General features: G+C 44.9%; 11 protein-coding genes and 1 riboswitch. Of the genes, 4 read left to right on the forward strand and 7 right to left on the reverse strand.

The genetic code is table 11. The features are described from left to right. Positions 1–30 precede the first annotated feature (30 nt). The 3 genes from HXT44_RS04600 to thiC all read left to right on the forward strand — a co-directional run bounded on the left by HXT44_RS04600 (position 31) and on the right by thiC (position 4387). Entirely contained in the window at positions 31–879 is an 849-nt protein-coding gene (locus HXT44_RS04600) for a methionine ABC transporter ATP-binding protein (RefSeq protein ID WP_064621745.1), read from the forward strand. A gap of 2 nt (positions 880–881) precedes the next feature. Then, positions 882–1562, forward strand: a complete 681-nt coding sequence (locus HXT44_RS04605; protein ID WP_004108684.1) for a methionine ABC transporter permease — start codon at positions 882–884, stop codon at positions 1560–1562. Between the two features lie 64 nt (positions 1563–1626). Next, a riboswitch (TPP riboswitch) is annotated at positions 1627–1732 on the forward strand. Continuing rightward, positions 1730–4387 carry a phosphomethylpyrimidine synthase ThiC gene (thiC, locus tag HXT44_RS04610; protein ID WP_421782594.1) on the forward strand — a complete coding sequence of 886 codons (2658 nt, stop codon included), beginning with the start codon at positions 1730–1732 and terminating at the stop codon, positions 4385–4387. Its footprint overlaps the riboswitch before it by 3 nt. Before the next feature lie 382 nt (positions 4388–4769). On the opposite strand, the gene HXT44_RS04615 is transcribed toward thiC, so the two are convergent. From HXT44_RS04615 to hrcA, 7 genes are all read right to left on the reverse strand, one after another. Next, a complete protein-coding gene (locus HXT44_RS04615) occupies positions 4770–5306 on the reverse strand; it encodes a peptidylprolyl isomerase (protein ID WP_421782596.1) in 537 nt (178 codons plus the stop codon). A 235-nt stretch (positions 5307–5541) separates the two neighbouring features. Then, positions 5542–11238, reverse strand: coding sequence for a GA module (locus HXT44_RS04620; RefSeq protein ID WP_421782598.1), 5697 nt, complete (start codon positions 11236–11238; stop codon positions 5542–5544). A gap of 522 nt (positions 11239–11760) precedes the next feature. After that, positions 11761–12591: an inositol monophosphatase family protein gene (locus tag HXT44_RS04625; protein ID WP_421782600.1), complete on the reverse strand. Its 831-nt coding sequence runs from the start codon at positions 12589–12591 to the stop codon at positions 11761–11763. Positions 12592–12817: 226 nt separating this feature from the next. After that, positions 12818–13471, reverse strand: a complete 654-nt coding sequence (gene serB / locus HXT44_RS04630) for a phosphoserine phosphatase SerB (RefSeq protein WP_041160586.1) — start codon at positions 13469–13471, stop codon at positions 12818–12820. A gap of 25 nt (positions 13472–13496) precedes the next feature. Then, positions 13497–14480, reverse strand: coding sequence for a methionyl-tRNA formyltransferase (gene fmt / locus HXT44_RS04635; RefSeq protein ID WP_012914250.1), 984 nt, complete (start codon positions 14478–14480; stop codon positions 13497–13499). Between the two features lie 69 nt (positions 14481–14549). Then, positions 14550–15701, reverse strand: coding sequence for a molecular chaperone DnaJ (gene dnaJ, locus HXT44_RS04640; protein ID WP_004108655.1), 1152 nt, complete (start codon positions 15699–15701; stop codon positions 14550–14552). 90 nt (positions 15702–15791) lie between these two features. Beyond that, the gene (hrcA, locus tag HXT44_RS04645; protein ID WP_162861136.1) at positions 15792–16808 is read right to left on the reverse strand and encodes a heat-inducible transcriptional repressor HrcA; all 1017 of its coding nucleotides are present in this window, start codon (positions 16806–16808) and stop codon (positions 15792–15794) included. Between the two features lie 219 nt (positions 16809–17027). Here hrcA and tkt point away from each other — a divergent pair, with 219 nt between their 5' ends. Beyond that, the gene (tkt, locus tag HXT44_RS04650; protein WP_004108651.1) at positions 17028–19127 is read left to right on the forward strand and encodes a transketolase; all 2100 of its coding nucleotides are present in this window, start codon (positions 17028–17030) and stop codon (positions 19125–19127) included. Positions 19128–19246 lie beyond the last annotated feature (119 nt).

Genomic DNA, 19246 nt, shown 5'->3' on the forward strand with positions numbered 1-19246 from the left:
ACAGAAAGCAATAATCTGTTAAGGAAAAGCATGATTCAGATCGAACATCTTCACAAAAGCTACGGCAAAGGTAGCAAAGCGAACGAAGCATTACACGACATTAATCTGACTATTGAATCGGGAGAAGTATTCGGAATCCTTGGTTCTTCTGGTGCAGGAAAGTCTTCGCTAGTTCGTTGCATGAATCTGCTTGAGCGACCAACTTCCGGCAGAATTATTATTGACGGAAATGATATTAGCGAAGTAAAAGATAAAGAACTTGCAAAAGTACGCACTAATATTGGCATGATTTTCCAGAATTTTAGCCTTTTCCAGCAGCGTACAGTATTGCGAAACGTCACTTTCCCATTAGAGCTGAATCACACTGCAAAAAAGGAACGAGAAGAACGCGCAAACTACTTACTTGACTTAGTTGGTTTACAAGATTTTGCAAACCGCTACCCTAGCCAGCTTTCAGGCGGACAGCAGCAGCGCGTAGCAATTGCACGAGCATTGGCGAATAATCCGTCGATTATGCTTTGCGACGAAGCAACAAGCGCACTTGACTCCACAACTACTGCGCAAATCCTTGATTTATTGAGCCGAATTAACCGCGAACTCAACGTAACGCTTGTTATTATTACGCATTCGCTGGCTGTAGCACGAAATATTTGCGACCGAGTTGCAATGATTGATGGCGGACGCATTGTGGAATTAGGTGACACTGATACGCTTTTTGCAAATCCACAAAGCGATATTTTGCGAACTCTTATTGCAGATGAAAAACAGGAAAATCATCGCGCTAAAATTACAAGCACGATTGCAAGCGAGCTTAACAATAAGCCAGAAAACGCACAAACAGACGAACAAACAAACGCGCTTACCAACGAGGTGAAATAACAATGTTAGAAGCTGCTACACAATTTTTTAACGACTACGGCAACTTACTTATTGAAGGCGTGCAAGACACACTCGTAATGACATCAGTTGCAACACTTTTTGCATACCTTATTGGACTTCCAGTTGGCGTACTTCTCATTACATCAAACAAAAAAGGCATTTGCCCCAACGCGCCAATTAACGCAGTTCTAGGCTGGATTGTTAACATCGTGCGTTCTGTGCCGTTTATTATTTTATTAGTTGCAATAATTCCTTTCACTCGTCTCATAGTTGGCACTTCTTTGGGAGTTCCTGGAGCTATTGTGCCTCTGGTGATTACGGCTGCACCATTCGTTGCTAGAGTAGTTGAACAATCTTTAGCCGAAGTTGACGGAAGCTTAATTGAAGCAGCACAAAGCTTTGGAGCAAGCAAATTGCAAATTGTTTGCAAAGTGTTGCTGTGGGAAGCTTTACCTTCGCTAATTCGCGGAGCTGCGCTTACATTTATTACGCTTTTTGGATTCTCCGCAATGGCTGGAACAGTTGGCGCAGGCGGACTCGGAGATATTGCAATACGATACGGATACCAGCGTTATCAATACGATGTGATGACAGTTGCTGTTATCCTTTGTATTATTCTCGTGCAGATTGTGCAAAGCTTGGGAGATTTTATTTCACGCGCAATCAATCATCACGAACGCTAAAGAAATTCGCAACATACCCACCACCAATTAAATGCACATAATCGTGTAAACTTGCTGGTAATTCGACATTTTGCAGGGGTGCTTTCGAAAGAAGGCTGAGATGGTATTAGTTTGCCTAACCCTTCGAACCTGTTAGTTAATACAACGTAGGGAGCAACGATTTTAGTATGACATCGAATTATCCGTACGCATCAATGCGTAATCAATTTAATCTAAGCGCCTGCTTTATTGCAGACCCACAAGCTTGTAATAATCGTCCGCTTACCGATATTGTCGATGATGCTTTGCGCGCTGGAGCGACTTTTATTCGTCTTCATTGCAACAATGAAAACGCTAAAGAAATCACTACTATTGCACGCGATATTGCACAAATCATCGAAGACAATAACAAATGCGATTCTGTAACTTTTGTTATCGACGAGCGTGTTGATGTCGTTTGGCAAGCTCGCAATCAAAGCATCAAAGTTGACGGAGTGCATTTAGCACAAAGCGACATGGAGCCTAGAGAGGCTCGCGCTCTTCTTGGCGAAGATGCTGTAATCGGCTTATCTGTTGAAACCGAAAGCTTAGTTAAAGTAATAAACGAACTTCCAGATGGATGCATTGATTACATTTGCGTAACAGCAATGCGCAATCCTGAAGAAGGATGCGAAAGCACTACTGCCGCTTACGAATTGGAAGCAAATCACACAACGCTGGACGAAGCGAAAATTAATACGATTTGTTCCGCAAGTGATTTTCCAGTTCTAGTTGGCGGAAGAACTGCACTCGACGATATCGATACAATCGCTCACACCAAGGCTGCAGGATGGTTCGTTTCTGAAGCATTGTATTCTTCAGAAACACCAGAATCAACTATGCGTGAATTTGTTGAACATTGGAAAGCTGTGCGAGGTGAAGAAAAGCACGGCTACGCTAAGCGAGTGATAGTTGCAGAAAATTCTGAATCAAAATCTTCAGAAACTCAAGAAAAGAAGCCAACTTTTATTAATGCGAAAGAAGCAAAGGATGCTGCGAAATTAGCTAAACAACAGCGAGTTGACATTGCAGCTCGCGGATGCACTCAGCGCGATAAAGCTCATATTCGCAAAACAACTCCAGTTCATTTTGAGTATGAATATGGTTCTTATGATTTGGAAGTTCCTTATACGGAAATTAAGCTTTCGGATACTCCTGGCGTAGGTCCTAACCCGCCTTTTAAGGATTACAATACTGAAGGTCCAAAGTGCAATCCTAAGGAAGGTTTGGCTCCGCTTCGACTTGACTGGATTCGCGACCGCGGTGACGTTGTGGAATACGAAGGACGCAGGCGCAATCTTCAAGACGACGGCAAGCGCGCAATTAAGCGAGGCAAAGCTTCTAAAGAATGGCGTGGTCGCACGCATAAGCCAATGAAGGGCGCGGACCATCCGATTACACAAATGTGGTACGCTCGACACGGAATTACTACTCCGGAAATGCAATATGTTGCAACGCGCGAAAATTGCGATGTAGAGCTGGTTCGCGAAGAAGTTGCAGCCGGACGCGCTGTAATTCCTTGCAATATTAACCATCCTGAAGCTGAACCTATGATTATTGGCTCGCGCTTCTTGACTAAGCTCAACGCAAACATGGGTAATTCTGCTGTCACGTCATCTATCGACGAAGAAGTAGAAAAGCTTACGTGGGCCACGAAGTGGGGTGCGGATACCGTTATGGATCTTTCCACCGGTAACGATATTCACACAACGCGCGAATGGATTTTGCGCAACTCCCCTGTGCCAATTGGAACAGTGCCAATGTATCAGGCTTTGGAAAAGGTTGAGGATGATGCTTCTAAGCTCAGCTGGGAGCTTTTCCGCGACACTGTTATTGAGCAGTGCGAGCAGGGCGTTGACTACATGACTATTCACGCTGGCGTGCTTCTTCGCTACGTGCCGCTTACTGCAAACCGCGTAACCGGTATTGTTTCTCGTGGTGGCTCAATTATGGCTGAATGGTGCTTGCAACATCATCAAGAGAGCTTCTTGTATACGCACTTTGAAGAATTATGCGAGATTTTCGCAAAGTACGATGTTGCATTCTCTTTGGGTGATGGTTTGCGTCCAGGTAGCTTGGCTGATGCTAACGATGCGGCTCAGCTTTCCGAGCTTATGACGCTTGGCGAGCTTACGAAGATCGCTTGGAAGCATGACGTACAGGTGATGATTGAAGGTCCTGGTCACGTGCCATTCGACACTGTGCGTATGAATATTGAGATGGAGAAGGCAATTTGCCAGAATGCTCCATTCTATACGCTTGGTCCTTTGACTACGGATACCGCACCTGGCTATGACCACATTACTTCCGCAATTGGTGGCGTGGAGATTGCGCGATACGGCACCGCAATGCTTTGCTATGTGACTCCTAAGGAACATTTGGGGTTGCCTAATAAGGATGATGTGAAGCAAGGCGTGATTGCGTATAAGATCGCTTGCCACGCAGCTGATCTTGCTAAGCACCATCCACATGCTATGGATCGCGACAACGCAATCAGTAAGGCTCGCTTTGAGTTCCGCTGGTTGGATCAGTTCAACTTAAGCTACGATCCAGATACCGCAATCGCCTTCCACGACGAAACGCTTCCTGCAGAACCGGCAAAAATGGCGCACTTCTGCTCGATGTGCGGACCAAAGTTCTGCTCGATGGCTATTTCGCAAAATATTCGTAAGCGTTTTGGCGGAGCAGCTCAGCAGGAGCAGCTCGTTGAAGAAGCACGCAGTCAGGCAATTGCCGATGGTATGAAAGAGATGAGCAAAAAGTTCCAAGAATCCGGCTCATCGTTGTATCAAAGCGTGAAAGCATAAAATGATGAGGTACGGAAGTGCGGAAAGCAAAAACTGAATTGCAAGTGCTTCAATAACAATACTTACAACGGATAATAATAGAAGAAGGTTGATATAAACCAAAGCGAGTTTTATAGTGAGCTATTACGCTTGCTATAAGACTCGCTTTCTTTATATTCGCATTTAAATTCTAATTAATACGACTTTTTCGTTGCATGCGTTGTAAAGTTTCTGCCGCCTTACAGCCGTATTCCGACCTTTATTTTACACGAGCGTAAAGTTTCTGCCGCCTTACAGCAAAAATCCGACATTTTCTGTACACAAGCGTATAGAAAATGTCGGATTAGCAATTAAGAACTTTAGTATTAAAGAATATTAAAGAGTATTAAATCATAACGTTTAATCACAAAACTTCAATAGAAATAATACCTACAGGCTCAAGAGGAGCATCAGATCGATCCGTTGCGACAGCCTCGAGCTTATCGACGACCGCCTTCGATTCATCGTCAGCAACTTCGCCGAAAATTGTATGGTGACCGTCAAGCCATGGAGTTGGCACAGTTGTAATGAAGAACTGCGAACCGTTAGTGCCATGCAAACGACCGTCACGACCGTGACGCTTTCCAGCATTTGCCATAGCGAGCAAATAAGGCTTATCGAACTTCAAGGATGCGTCAATTTCATCGTCAAACTCGTATCCAGGACCGCCAGTTCCATTGCCGAGTGGGCAGCCACCCTGAATCATGAAATCCTTAATGATGCGGTGGAAAGTTAAACCATCGTAGAATGGCTCATGCGAAGGTTTTCCACTGAATGAGTCAAGCCACTCGCGCTCACCAGTAGCTAAGCCAACAAAATTTTTGACGGTTTCAGGCGCTTTACTGTCAAACAAATTGATTTTTATATCGCCTTCAGAAGTATGCATAATAACTGTAGTCATGTGGTAATTCTCCCATATTTTCACGACTGTTTCAATTCGTGTTAGATAAAAATATTCGCATACAAAAATGCCTCACTTTGCGTAGTAAAGAAAGACGCAAAGTGAGACACTTTTACATTAACTTCATTATGCTAATTAACTCAATACTCAGCAAACTTACTGAATACAATTAAGCAAACATTAAGCAGCTCTAAAACTAGCTGATCTGCAATAACCAGACCAGCTAGCAAATATTCTACTTACTACTGTGACGAGAAGTACCACGACGCTTAGCTGAGAAAAGCGCAGCACCAGCAGCACTAAGAGTTGCAGCAAACAAGCCAAACACAGACACGTCACTACCAGTCTTACTAAGCTGAGCAACACTACCACTCTTCAACACCTGAGCGCGCACAGAAGCACGAACCTCAGCCGCATGAGCCTTAGCAGACGCCAAAGCCTTACGAGCAGCAGAAAGATTCTTAACCGCAGCATCAACCTGAGCCTGGGTAGCATTCGGATCAGCAGCAACCTTCTTAGCCTCAGCCAAAGCAGCATCAAGAGCCGCCTGAGCCTTAGCAACTTGAGCATCCGCCTGCTTCACAGCCGGATTATTCTCAACAGCAGCATTCACAGCAGCAGAACTTGCGCCATTAGCATTATTAGCGTTAGCGTTGGCAGCATTGGTGTTAGCAGCGTTACCTGCATTACCCGAGTTTACGCCAGCACCAGCGTTACCATTACCAGCATTTCCAGGCTGTGAATCAGACTCAGCACCCTGAATCTGAACATTCAACTCACCCTTATCCACAGTAGTAGGCGCATTATCATTCACACCATAACCAGCTTCAGAACCAGAACCAGGAGTTGGTTTCTTACCATCGAGAGCCTCTTCAGCTGCCTTAAGCTTTGCAAGAGCATCATCCAAAGCCTTCTGCTTGTTCTCCTTAGAATCCAATGTAGTTTCACCGTACTTAGGTGTAGTACCATCAGCGCTAGGAGTGGTCAAATTCTTGATAAGATCCTGAGCATCCTTAAGAGCCTGATCAAACGCATCCGTCTTAGACTTATCAGCATACTTATACTTATCTAAGTCTTTAACGGTGTTATCCTTACCAATCTCATTCTGCAACGCGGTTGTGTCAACGCCATCAAGAGCTTTACGTGCTTCTTCAAGCTTCTGAAGTGCGTCGTCTACCGCTTTTTGCGCAGCAGCTTCCTGCTCGGGAGTGCGCGGAGTAGAGTCTGGCTTCGCTTGATCTGCGTTATCTTCTTTAGCTTTATTCAATGCTGCTTCAGCGTCAGAGAGTGCCTTGTCAAAGGCCTCTTTCTTCTCCTTAGAAGCGGTCGTGTACAGAGAATCGCCTGGCGTAGCCGGCTTAGCGGAATCGTTAGGATCAGCTGGCGTTGGCTTAAGCTTAGAGTCGTTATCTACTTCAGCCTGAAGTGCATCAGTAATAACGCCAGCACCCTTAGCTTTGTCGTCAATGGCCTGCATTGCCTTAAGAAGATCCTTATACAGCTCATTAACCTGATCCGCATCCTTAGGATCGCCATTAGCTTTGTCTAGCACGGCTCCAGCAGCAGTAGCAGCATCGTCAAACGCTTTCTTTTGCTCATTGCCTTCTTGCAGACCCTTATACTTGTCGCCCTTAGCGAACTTATCAGCGATCTCTTTCAGCTTCTCAAGGCGCTCCATAGCATGATCGGTTGCAATAGCATCAGCAAGCGCGTTGTCGATGTCGTCCTTGCCGGTATCCTTGCCATCGTCATCCTTGATGTTGTGCGCATCAGTTGAGTTGATGATGTCTTCATACGCTTTCTTCTGCGCATTGTTCAAATGGTCAAGCGCAGCAATCTGCTTCTTAGCATCCTCAATCTTCTTAGCCTTCAGCGCGCGATCCGCAATACCCGTTGGGTCGCCAAGCTTAGTGGCAGCATTGATATCCTCAATAGCCTTCTTCTTTTCTTCGTCAGAAAGACCGCTATTGCTGATGCGCTCAATCTGCTTTTCTTTTTCTTGCTTGAGAGCGTTCTGGTCATCGTTAGTGTTGCCAGTCGTATCGCGCTTGCCCTTAGCATCTTCGATTGCCTTGTTTGCGGCATCAAACGAAGTTTTCACGCCATCAACAGCATTCTTGATGTCAGAAGGCTTAGTTGCACTGTTAACAGTGTTCTTGGCATCATCGATTGCCTTAGTGGCAGCTTCATACTTATCTTTAGCTTTTGCTTTCTGCTCATCAGTCAAAGCATTGTATGCTGCATCAAGCTCTGCTTTCTTAGCTTCAAGCTTCGCAATACCAGCATTCTTAGCATTTTCTTCGTTAATCGCATTCTGGCGCTTGGCTGCATCAAGAGCATTCTTAATCTCTTCTGCAGTAGCAGCAGGATCCTTCTTTGCAAGATCAGCTTCCAAAGCAGTGAGCGTGCTATCCTTCTGAGCTGGATCAGCGCCGATTAACTCCTTAAGAGCCTTATCGTCATCGCTGTTAGCATTGCCGTGGCTTAGGAACGGAAGCGCGCCAGCACTAACATCCTTGTGCGCTTCATTAAGATTATTAGCTTCATCTAAAATCTGCTGAACTTCTTCAGGAGTCTTAGCACCAGGCTTGGTAGCATCTCCATCATTCCCATTCAGCTTTTCCTTGAGCTTATCCTTTTCTTCTTTAGTTAGATTATCAAGCTTATCAATCTGCTCGGAAGCTTTCTTTTTCTTATCCTGTAGCTCTTGATTCTTCTGTTCCTCCTGCTTTTTATCTTCCTTCTCTTTTTGCTTCTTTTCGGCGTCTTTCTTTGCGTCGCCGCCACCCTTGTTGTTGTTTATCGTTTGCTGAGTATTCGGGTCGCTAGAGTTTGCATTCTCTTTGCCCTTATCAGCAGCACTCTTGAGAATTTCTTTAATCTTGTCTGCAGTGGTAGCATCACCAATCTGCTTCTTATAATCTTCTTTTTGCTCTTTCGTTAAGTTAGGATTACGGTCGATTTGCTGCTCAGCGTCCTTTTTCATCTGCGCAAGCGCATCAGGCGTTGGAGCAGGAGCAGATTCTTCCTTCTGCTTATATGTAATAGCAACAGTGAAAAGCTGAGTACCCTTATGATCCTTAAAGACGATTGACTTATAGTCTTTTTTACCATCGGTTTCGCTGGAAGTAACTGACTTGATATTATCGTCAGCAATCTCCATGTCAACAGTGCCAGACTTTGGCTTAAGATCAGAAGCAGATGGAAGGTACGGAATAGTCATGCCATTCGTTGTAACTTGGAAACTATTCTGCCCATCATAGTTAGCGTCAAAGAATGCTTTAACAGCCTTCTTGAAATCTTCTTCAGTAGGCTTGGATGGATCTTTAACCTCAATTGCAGCAGGTTCGTTATACTTGCGCTCAGCTTTCTTGGCATCAGTAAGCTTACGAATAAGATCGCGAAGGTCTTTTTCTGCTGTTTGACCCTTTGCTATTTCATCAATCTTGGAATTATCCAACTGATCAGGATTGTCAATACCAGCGCGCTTCAAATCGTTGTTGGTAAGCCCATCATCTTGACGTTGCTTCAGCAGCGCTTTTGCCTGCTCTTTGAGCTTATCAATCGTATTATCCTGAGACGGCTGAGTATTACCCTTTTTGACGTACAAATCGCTAGCTTTGATGGTAATCAAATCAATTTGTGTACCAGGATCCCAATCTGGATCATCGCCATCTAACCAAGGATGACCATTAACCTTAATGCCATTATCAGGACCTAAACTAATAGTTAGCATTGGTCCAGCATTGTTGTTAGCACCTCCATAAGGACCCATATTTTTTGTATTAGCTTTAGGTTTCCACTTTGTATTAACAGCAATGCTGTCTGCTACACCTTGAAAATCAGAATCTTCGACCCCATCATAGTTGTCTGTTACAAACTGCTTTAAAGCCTTTACAGCCTCTTGAGGAGTTGGATTATCTCCATTAATCTCCGTCTTTGTTACCTTATACGTAAAGGTATCGTGCTCATTTTGACCATTTTCTGTCTTAGTTTCCGTAGAAGGCGTCTGAGGCGTTTGCGTACCCGAAGCTTTCTTAAAGAATACGCTCATTGGGTAGGTAGCGTCTTTGTAGTTATCCGCCTTAAACGTAATGTAACCCTTACCATCTTTCACGCTATACGAAACATCGGTAATAGTTACATCTGAATTATCTTTAGCGTCCTTACCTTTATTCTTCTTAAGAGCAGTTTTAGTTGCATCAAGCGCATTCTTATAAGTTGTTAAATCTGCTTCCTGCATATTGAAAGGATCAAAGTTGACACGAGTTTGCGAAGCTGGAGCTTCAACAATGAACTCTTTTTCAGCAGCAGGAGTTGGAGCAGGCGGCTGAGGCTCTGGAGCTGGAGCCTTTGGCTTCTGCTTTAGGAATTGCCACGCTGCGATAGTGGTCTTAGAACCATCTGCCCATGTGATTGTTGCGTCACCTGTTTTAGAATCAACCGTAACAGGTGCTTTATTGCTATTCTTAGTCTTTGCATCATCATACGGCGTTATACCAGTGTTTGCCTTATCAAATTCATTGATAATCTTGGTTATCTCTTCTTGAGAAATCTGCTGAAGGTTGTCAACTTCCATTGTGTCTGGCACAACATACGGCGCCCAATCGGAGATTTTTGGCCCTTGGAACACAAGCTCAGACACAGGAATCGTAGCCTTTGAGCCATCCTTGTACGTCACAACAAGGTTTTCACCCTTATCATCAAACTTAATTCCGTCAGTTTCAGCAAGATGGCTGTTAAAATCACTATTATCCTTGTTCTTTTCCTTGAACGCAGCGATAACAGCATTCTTATCTTCTTCTGTCAAAGCGCTCGGATTTACAACAGGAATTGCATCAGGCAAAGTTGGCTTATACTTATCGCTATCGGACTCGTCTTTTGTTACAAGCAAGCTAGCTGGCATAGTGCGAGTCGTCTTATCTTTAAAGGTGATAGTAGCCACACCCTTTTCGGATACTTCTACTTTTTCTACCAAATCCGAGTAATACTTTGTGTTTGCGTTTGCTTTTTCAATTTTGTCTTTAATTGCTTTTTGCTCGGCTTCACTTAAAGCGTTAGTATCCTTAACCTTCGTAACCTCTGGATACACAAGCTTCAAATGGTCCGCAATCTTTGGCGTATTGTGCTTTTGGCCAACCGCATAGTGCCAGTTACCAGCAAAACGATAAACGCCAGCCGCAAAACGAAGCGGATTTTCATCGCGCTTTTGCCACGCATCATCCGTCATTTCGGAAACGTAGGTCATGTCATACCAACGCTGACCAGCAGATTCCCAGTCTACGAAAATACCCTTAAGGCCTTGAGTTTGCTTTTGGTATTCTTCCCATTGTTGTGCGGTATTGCCCGCATTATCGTAGCCTTTATTGTCTTTGGAATCCAAGCCCACAAGCTGTTTCCAGCCTTTGCTGGCAAGAATTTTTTCGTCACTAAAATAATAATTAGAAATATTAGTCCATTCCTTAGGACTATTAAAATGTTTGTCAGAAACAGCGCCATAACCGTTTGCGTCGGTTGTAATATATTGCGAAGAACCAGCAGGTTTAACCTGCTCCTTGCCATTTTTTGTTAACTTTTCAATACGCTTAAATTGAATATCTTGAGGATCTTTCAAACCAGCAGGAACACCAAACCACCACATTGGACGGAATCGCCAATCGTCAGCTGTAGCATTGTTGTGGCAATTAGAAAGATAATGAACGCGAACAAATTTACCAAGAGGGTCTATGCCTTCAGTACCGCCAGCTTTGGCGTGATCTAGAGTATCGTAATATTCAACGTCAATGTTGAAATGAGCCTCGGCATATTTTGCATCAGTTTTGAAACCGTAATAAACATTGTTGCCAGTGCCGTCTACATAACCGTCAGCATATGCAGGAGAAACGAATACCCCCCCCCGAGCACCATAGCACCTGCGAGCATAGCTGCGCACACGCTCTTAGAAAGTGGTGCGTAAATAACGCTGTTACTCGACTTTTGCATAGACTTTTGCAAATCGGCAAGATGCTTCGCACTCATAATCTTCTTCGTCATTATTCCTCACTTCAATAATGTGTATTCTTTATGTTTCTGCTTATGCATAACTTGTAATATGCAATAATGCAGCAGCCAAACAAATTAGCATTCGCTTCTTTGTTTCATACCAATTTGCTATTTACACAACGCTTCATACTCTCTTAATACGTTTCAAGCATGCATAAAAATGTGCAAACTGACATTCGTACAAGCTATATGGTACTCAACTATTCATACATTGCAAACCTTTTCATGCAATAATTTGTGTAGCGTAAATCACATAATTCGCAAATCACGCATGAATACGTATAAATTACATGTTAAGACGTCATAATATTTATTAAAAAAATTACGACACGCCGCAAGATAATTGAATGCTTACGCAAGACTATTAACTACTTGCGCAAGACTATTAACTACTTACGCAAGAGATTATTGCTTACTTAAGATACGGCTTTAACTCGTTAATAAGCAAACCGTTAGAAGCAACTACGTCATTTTCGCGTCGCCAATGAATAGGGTTTCCATCCCACTGGCAAACCTGACCCTGCGCTTCTAGCACAACCACGGCACCAGCAGAAACAGCTGGAATATCCCAATGATGCAAGTGAGGCTCAAAATAAGCGTCATAAGTGCCATCTGCCACCTTGCACAAGTCGAGCGACGCAGGCCCAATACGCTTAATATCCGCAGGGCAGCCCTCTTCAACAGAAGCGACTACGTCAAGCGCGCGCTTAGATTCACCAGGTATATAAGACATTCCATAACAAACCACAGATCCTTGCAAAGTAGAAGTTGTGGAAGGCGTAATCTTCTCACGCTTCTCTCCTTGCGGAGTTCTACGAATACGAATAGCACCCTGAGCCTTTGCAGCCAAATAAGTCAATCCCAACGCAGGAGCGTGCACAACGCCAAGAACCGGACGAGCGGAGCCTTCATCGTTAAACTCAAAAAGCGAAACCGTAAGAGTCCACTCAGCCATATCGCGATTAAAATTAATAGCACCGTCAACGTTTCCAACGCACCAAAAACGTTCTCCCGGATTGCACTGCTCCGGCTTAGTTTGCCAAAAACCTTGGAAAGGATTCACATAAGTCAAACGATTTTGAATAAAACGCACGAGCTTATCGCCAAAACCAGATTCAGATTTATTAGGATCACCCAACGCAATCGACGTCATATCTTGAGGGCTTAATTGATCCTGATACGCATGTTTACCAACATCTTCCAAAATACGCGCAACTTCAAGCGCAACTTCTCGTAAATTCAACTTACACTCCCTACCCTAAATGCATAAATTCCCGTATTTATGCACACTCTCTCTCCCATAAATTAACTTTATTTTACTCAACAATAGAAAGATTCACCAACACATTTAAGCTCTGCGGTTAAAAGATACAGAACTTTCACAAAAAATTTAATCATTAATCTTTAATCATCATTCGCAATTTTACATTGCCTACGTACATTACTCAACTTTTACTTTTAAAAACGTATTAATTCGCATTCAAAAAACGCAAGACAGCGCTTAAATCGCGAGTAAGAATGCAGTAAGGAGTAGCCGCTTGAACTGTTGGTTTTGCGCAAAAAGCTACGCCTAATCCAGCGAATTTAATCATTGAAATATCGTTCGCTCCATCCCCCACTACAACAGTTTGTTCGCGATCAATTCCAAGATTAGTTACCCAAGTTCTAAGCGCTTCAACTTTTGCATTAGCATTAACAATATTTCCAAGTACGTTGCCAGTAAGCTTGCCGTCAATAGACTCTAAATGGTGAGCCGCCCAAAAATCAATATTCAAACTCGGCAAAAATTCGTCCAAAATCTCATAAAAACCGCCAGAAACTGCGCCAACTTTCCATCCGTGCGCATGAAGCGTGTCAATTAAAACATTCGCGCCTTTAGTTACATGAATTTTAGAAATAATACGCTTTTTGCACTCGTCAATATTCAAATCGCGAAGCATACTCACGCGCGAACGCAAGGAAGTATCGAAAGTAATTTCGCCACGCATTGCTCGCGCTGTAATCGCAGAAAGCTCATCGCCGCATCCAGCTTCTGCACCGAGCAAATCGATAACTTCTTCCTCAATAAGCGTTGCATCAACATCCATAACCAAAAGCCCTGGTTTAGACAAAGTTGGCAACATCGAAGAAAAGTTCATAATCATAATTTTATGCGCAGTAAGCTGCTGCCGAAAGCCTAGCTCCGCGCGCCCAGTCTGCCGCTTTCATAGCTTTCTTTCCCTGCGCTTTTACTTCCAAAAGTTCAAGTACGCCGCTTAAAGTACCAACCCAAACTTGCTTCTTGCCAGCAAGCAATTTTCCAGGATCAAGCTTCATCAATTCCTCACCATGCGGATCGTTAGCATCTGCCGGAACTGCACGTAAAACATGCAAAGTAATCGGATCCGCATTATGTTCATCGTCCGCATGAAGCTCGCACCACGCGCCCGGATTTGGCGTACAAGCGCGAATTTGACGATCGACTGCAAAAGCTGGCACATGAAAATCAATATGAGCATCTTCAACAGTGATTTTTTGCGCAACTTCTTGAGGAGTTTGATCTTGCTCAACCGGCACAATTTCACCAGTTTCCATGCCACGAAGAGATGCTGCAAGAAGCGGCGCGCCGTCGTTTGCAAGTCGTGCAAGAAGATCGCCAGAATTTTCGTGAGACTCAATTTTTGTAGTAAACTGCGCCAAAATAGGCCCACAATCCATGCCGCGCGTAATGCGAAAAACCGTAGCACCTGTAATATCATCCCCAGCCCAAATTGCGCGCTGCACAGGAGCTGCACCTCGCCATTGCGGAAGAAGCGAAAAATGAAGATTATACCAGCCGAGCGGCAACGCGTCTAAAACATTCTGTCGCAAAATCTTGCCGTATGCTACAACTGCTGCAGCTTTTGCACCGGTTGCCGCAAGCTGTTCAAGAAACACATCTTCATTTTTAGGATCCGACTCAAGCACTGGCAAGCCGAGCTCAAGAGCAGCCTGTTTCACAGGGCTTGGCACAAGCTTTCTACCGCGACCAGTCGGAGCGTCCGGTCGCGTAAGAACAGCGCGAACATCAAAATGCTCACTATCTTTAGTTAACTCGCGAAGAGACGGAACCGCAACTTCCGGAGTTCCAGCAAACAATATTGGTAATGCCATATTTCCCCACTATTTTAAATCAAAGCCGTAAATTAAAGCCGTTTAAAGCAGTAAATTAAATCCGTAAAATCAGCCGGCAAAAGCTTCCTTTAATTTACTAAAGAAACCTTTACGCTCACTCGACTGCTCACTTAACGAATGCTGCTGCACTTGCTTCATAGAACTATCATGCAATTTAGCAAATTTTTCAATCAAAGCACGCTCTTCATCATTCAACTTAGAAGGCGTTTGCACTAGCACATGAACCACGATATTTCCGCGATCTTTAGAACGAAGCTTCGTCACACCAAGATTTGGCAAAGTAATAGTGTCTTCATTTTGGCAGCCTGCAGGAATCGTTATTTTCTGAGCACCATCAAAAGTGTCGATTTCAAGGCTACGACCAAGAACAGCCCAGCTCATAGGAACTGTAATCCAACAATGCAAATCATCCTCGTTACGAGTAAATTGCTTATCTGCACGAATATGAATATCAACGTACAAATCGCCGGCAGGACCGCCGCACTCACCAACGCTTCCTTGGGAAGCTAAGCGCAAACGACTACCGTCACGAATTCCAGCCGGCACGTTCACTCCAACTTCACGAATTGAACGCACACGACCATGACCGTGGCAGTTTTGGCAAATATTCTTAATAATCGTGCCGTGACCTTCGCAATGCTCACAAGGCATCGAAGACATCATTTGACCGAGCATAGTGCGCACAACTTTTTGGCAGAAGCCAGAACCGTGACACACAGAGCACTGTTCTGGAGCGGAATTGTCGGCAGAACCGGAACCAGAGCAATCCTTGCAAACGCCAAAAGTAGTTAACCGTACGCTAACATTTCCGCCAAAAATAGCGGTTTTCAAATCAATACGAGCCTCAGCTAACGCATCATCGCCAGGCTGCACACGCGAAATTGGTCCTTGCGAATTACCGAAAGAACCGCCAAAGAACTGGCTGAAAATGTCGCCCATGCCCATATCTGCAAAACCAGCACCTGAAGCTCCGGCACTTCCTGCAGAAGGATCGTTAGGATCAACACCCATGTCTACCATTCGACGCTTTTCAGGATTAGAAAGCACGTCGTAGGCAGCATTTACTTCCTTAAACTTTTCTTCAAACTCAGCGCCTGCAATATCAGGATGATATTTGCGGCTCATTTTGCGATAGGCTTTGCGAATTTCGTCGTCGCTAGCATTGTGATCAACGCCTAGAACTTTGTAGTAATCAGTCAATTAATTCCCCTTTTACCTTTTTCTAAAATCATTCTTGCATAAGGCACAGCCAGACATAAGCCGAATAACCAGCCATAAACCAGCCACGTTTTATGAATTTTCGGATATAAACGAATTAAGGTAGCGCGCAACAGCCTTAACAGCAGTCATCGTTGCAGCATAATCCATATGCGTAGGACCAATTGATCCAATAAACGCAGAGTCAGAATCAGCATTGTATCCGTAAGTGCTTGTTACAACAGAAGCGTTAAGCAAACCAGGAGTGTGCGTTTCCGAGCCGATTGCAACACTAACACCACTTGCACAATCGCTTGCTTCCTCACTTAACGAAGTCATCAGTCGCATAATAACAGCCTGTTCTTCGAGTGCGTCAAAAAGTGAAGCAAAATCAACAATACTTTGTCTATGCGCAAGTTGAGAAGCTCCAGCCATATATAAGTCGTGAGTATGCTCACCGTCATGCATATCTTCTAAAGCGTTAGCAAGTTGACTAATAATTTGCAAAGCTGACGCTAAATCCTTGCGATTTGCGAGCGCATAAACGCGTTGTGAAGCAGATGAAAGAGATAGCCCAATGCAGCACTCATTAACCATATTAGTTAGATGCAATAAGTCATTTGAATTTATAGTAGTTGCTTGAATCATGTGCTGAGCTACGCCTCCAGTATCTGTAATCACAACAACCAAAAGCGTAGAAGACGATACTTGAACAATCTCAATTCTTTTTACTTTTGACTTAGACAATGCTGGAGATGCTACGAGAGCGACTTGACCCGTAATACTTGCAAGAAGACGCGCGGAACGTTGCAAAGTATCTTGCAAACTAACAGATCCGCTTAAAAAGTTGCGTATAGCGCGACGCTGCGGTTCAGAAAGTGGAATAACTGCAGCCAAGCCGTCAACAAAATAGCGATACCCCTTTTGGGTAGGGATGCGACCTGCGGAAGTGTGCGGCTGAACAAGGTATCCCTCCTCTTCCAAAGCCGACATATCGTTACGAATAGTAGCTGAACTCACACCAAGCTGATGATGCTTTGCAAGAGCCGCAGAACCAACAGGCTCTTGAGAACGAATATAATCCTCAACAACTGCGCGCAAAATCATCATGCGTCGTGACTGCATTACCACTCCTTACAAACACTCTAAATACTATATTCCTATAGTAGTCTATTTCTTAGCACGCAACAGAACATAAAAGCAAACTTTTGACACACTTTGTAACATATTCGTCGCGCGCGAAAGATAGGATTGAAGGGCAATGAGAGGGTAAAAAGCCAGCGTAAGCTGTGCTTAAAAACCCGGATTATTGGAAGGAAAGTAGATCACATGACCGATTTCAACTGGTCTGCATTAGACGAGCGCGCCGTAAAAATGGCGAAGGTTCTCTCGGCTGATGCTGTTGAGCGAGCAGGACACGGACATCCTGGCTCCCCTGTTTCATTAGCACCGATTGCGTACACATTGTACCAGCATTTCATTAAGCACGATCCAGCTGACCCAAAGTGGGCTGGCCGCGATCGTTTTATTCTTTCTGGCGGTCACGCTTCGCTTACGCAATACGTGCAGTTGTTCTTCTCTGGATACGGCTTGACTCTTGACGATCTCAAGTATTTCCGTGGCGGTGCAGACACGCGTACTCCAGGTCACCCTGAATACGGCTTGACTCCAGGCATCGAAATGACTACTGGCCCACTCGGTCAGGGTCTTGCTTCTGCTGTTGGTTTCGCTTACGGCCAGCGCTTTGAGCGCGGTCTTCTTGATCCAGAAGCTCCAGCTGGCACTTCCCCATTCGATCACAAGGTTTGGGTTATCTGCGGCGAAGGCGACGTTGAGGAAGGCGTTTCTTCTGAAGCTGCTTCCTTGGCTGGAAACCAGAAGCTTGGCAATTTGACTGTAATCTTCGATGCAAACCACATTCAGATTGAAGGTGACACTAAGCTCACCTTCTCTGAAGATATTCTTGCTCGTTACCGTGCATACGGTTGGTACACCGATGAAGTTAGCTTCATCCAGCCAGACGGCTCCTACAAGGAAGACGTTCAGGCTTTGGCTGCTGCTATTGAAAAGGCTCAGGAAGTTACCGATAAGCCTCACTTCATTAAGGTTAATACTTTGATTGCTTGGCCAACCCCAGGCAAGACTAACAATGAAGCTTCCCACGGCTCCAAGCTTGGCGAAGAAGCTGTTAAGGGCTTGAAGGAACTTTGCGGTTTCGACCCAGAAGTTCAATTCCCAATCGACGAAGAAGCTTTGGCTCACGCTCGCAAGGTTGCAGAGCGCGGCTTGGCTGCTCACAAGGCTTGGGACGAAGCTCTTGCAAAGTGGGCTGCCGCCAACCCAGATAAGGCTGCTCTTTACGAGCGTCTTAAGGCTGGCAAGCTTCCTGAAGGCTTCGACAAGGCTATTGACGACTTGGTTGCTGGCTTCGAAGTTGGCTCTAAGGTTGCTACCCGTAAGGCTTCCGGCGCAGTTCTTAACGCAATTGCTGCTGTTATGCCAGAACTTTGGGGCGGTTCCGCTGATTTGGGCGGCTCCAACAACACCAACATTAAGGGTGCTGACTCCTTCGGTCCATCCGAGGATGCAACCCGCACTTGGCCAAACGTTTCCGAGCATGGCCGTCAGCTTCACTTCGGTGTGCGCGAGTTCGCGATGGGTGCTATTACCAACGGTATTTTGCTTGGTTCTGACACTCGCCCATTCAACGGCACCTTCTTCCAGTTCTCTGACTACGAGCGTCCAGCAGTTCGCTTGGCTGCTTTGATGGAGATTCCAAACCTCTACGTTTGGACCCACGATTCCGTAGCTTTGGGCGAAGATGGTCCAACTCACCAGCCAATCGAACACTTGGCTGCATTCCGTGCTATTCCTCAGCTTGAGGTTGTGCGCCCTGCAGATGAGTACGAAACTGCTGAAGCTTACCGTTACTTCTTCGAAAAGAAGAACAGCTACCCAACCGCTATGATTTTGACCCGCCAAGGCGTTCCAACCCTCGCTGAGACTGCTGAAAAGGCTCGCGAAGGCGTGAAGCACGGCGCTTACGTTTTGGTTGATTGCGAAGGCACTCCAGACGTAATCATCATGGCAACCGGTTCCGAAGTTCAGTGGGCTGTTGCTGGTGCCAAGACTTTGGCTGCTGAAGGCATTAAGGCTCGCGTTCTTTCCATGCCATCTCTCGAATGGTTCGAAGAGCAGGACGAAGAGTACAAGGAAGCAATCTTGCCAAAGTCCGTCAAGGCTCGCGTTTCCATCGAAGCTGGCTTGGCATTGCCTTGGTACAAGTATCTTGGCGATTGCGGCAAGGCTGTTTCTATCGAACAGTACGGCTTGCAGGGTGACGGCGGTCAGAACATGATTGACTTGGGCATTACTGCTGAGCACGTAGTAGAAGCTGCTAAGGCTTCTATCGAAGAAGCTCGCGCCTAAGATAGCTTGACAAAAAGCAAGTAAGCAAAATAAAGCTTGATGTATCAAAATAAAATTGATATGTCACAAAACTAGAAGTGCTAACGAAACACTTCACAAGAGACAGCGATGGCGTGTTG

It is taken from the genome of Gardnerella sp. DNF01198P (genome assembly GCF_049244165.1).
In the GTDB taxonomy this organism is placed as follows: Bacteria; Actinomycetota; Actinomycetes; order Actinomycetales; family Bifidobacteriaceae; genus Bifidobacterium; species Bifidobacterium swidsinskii.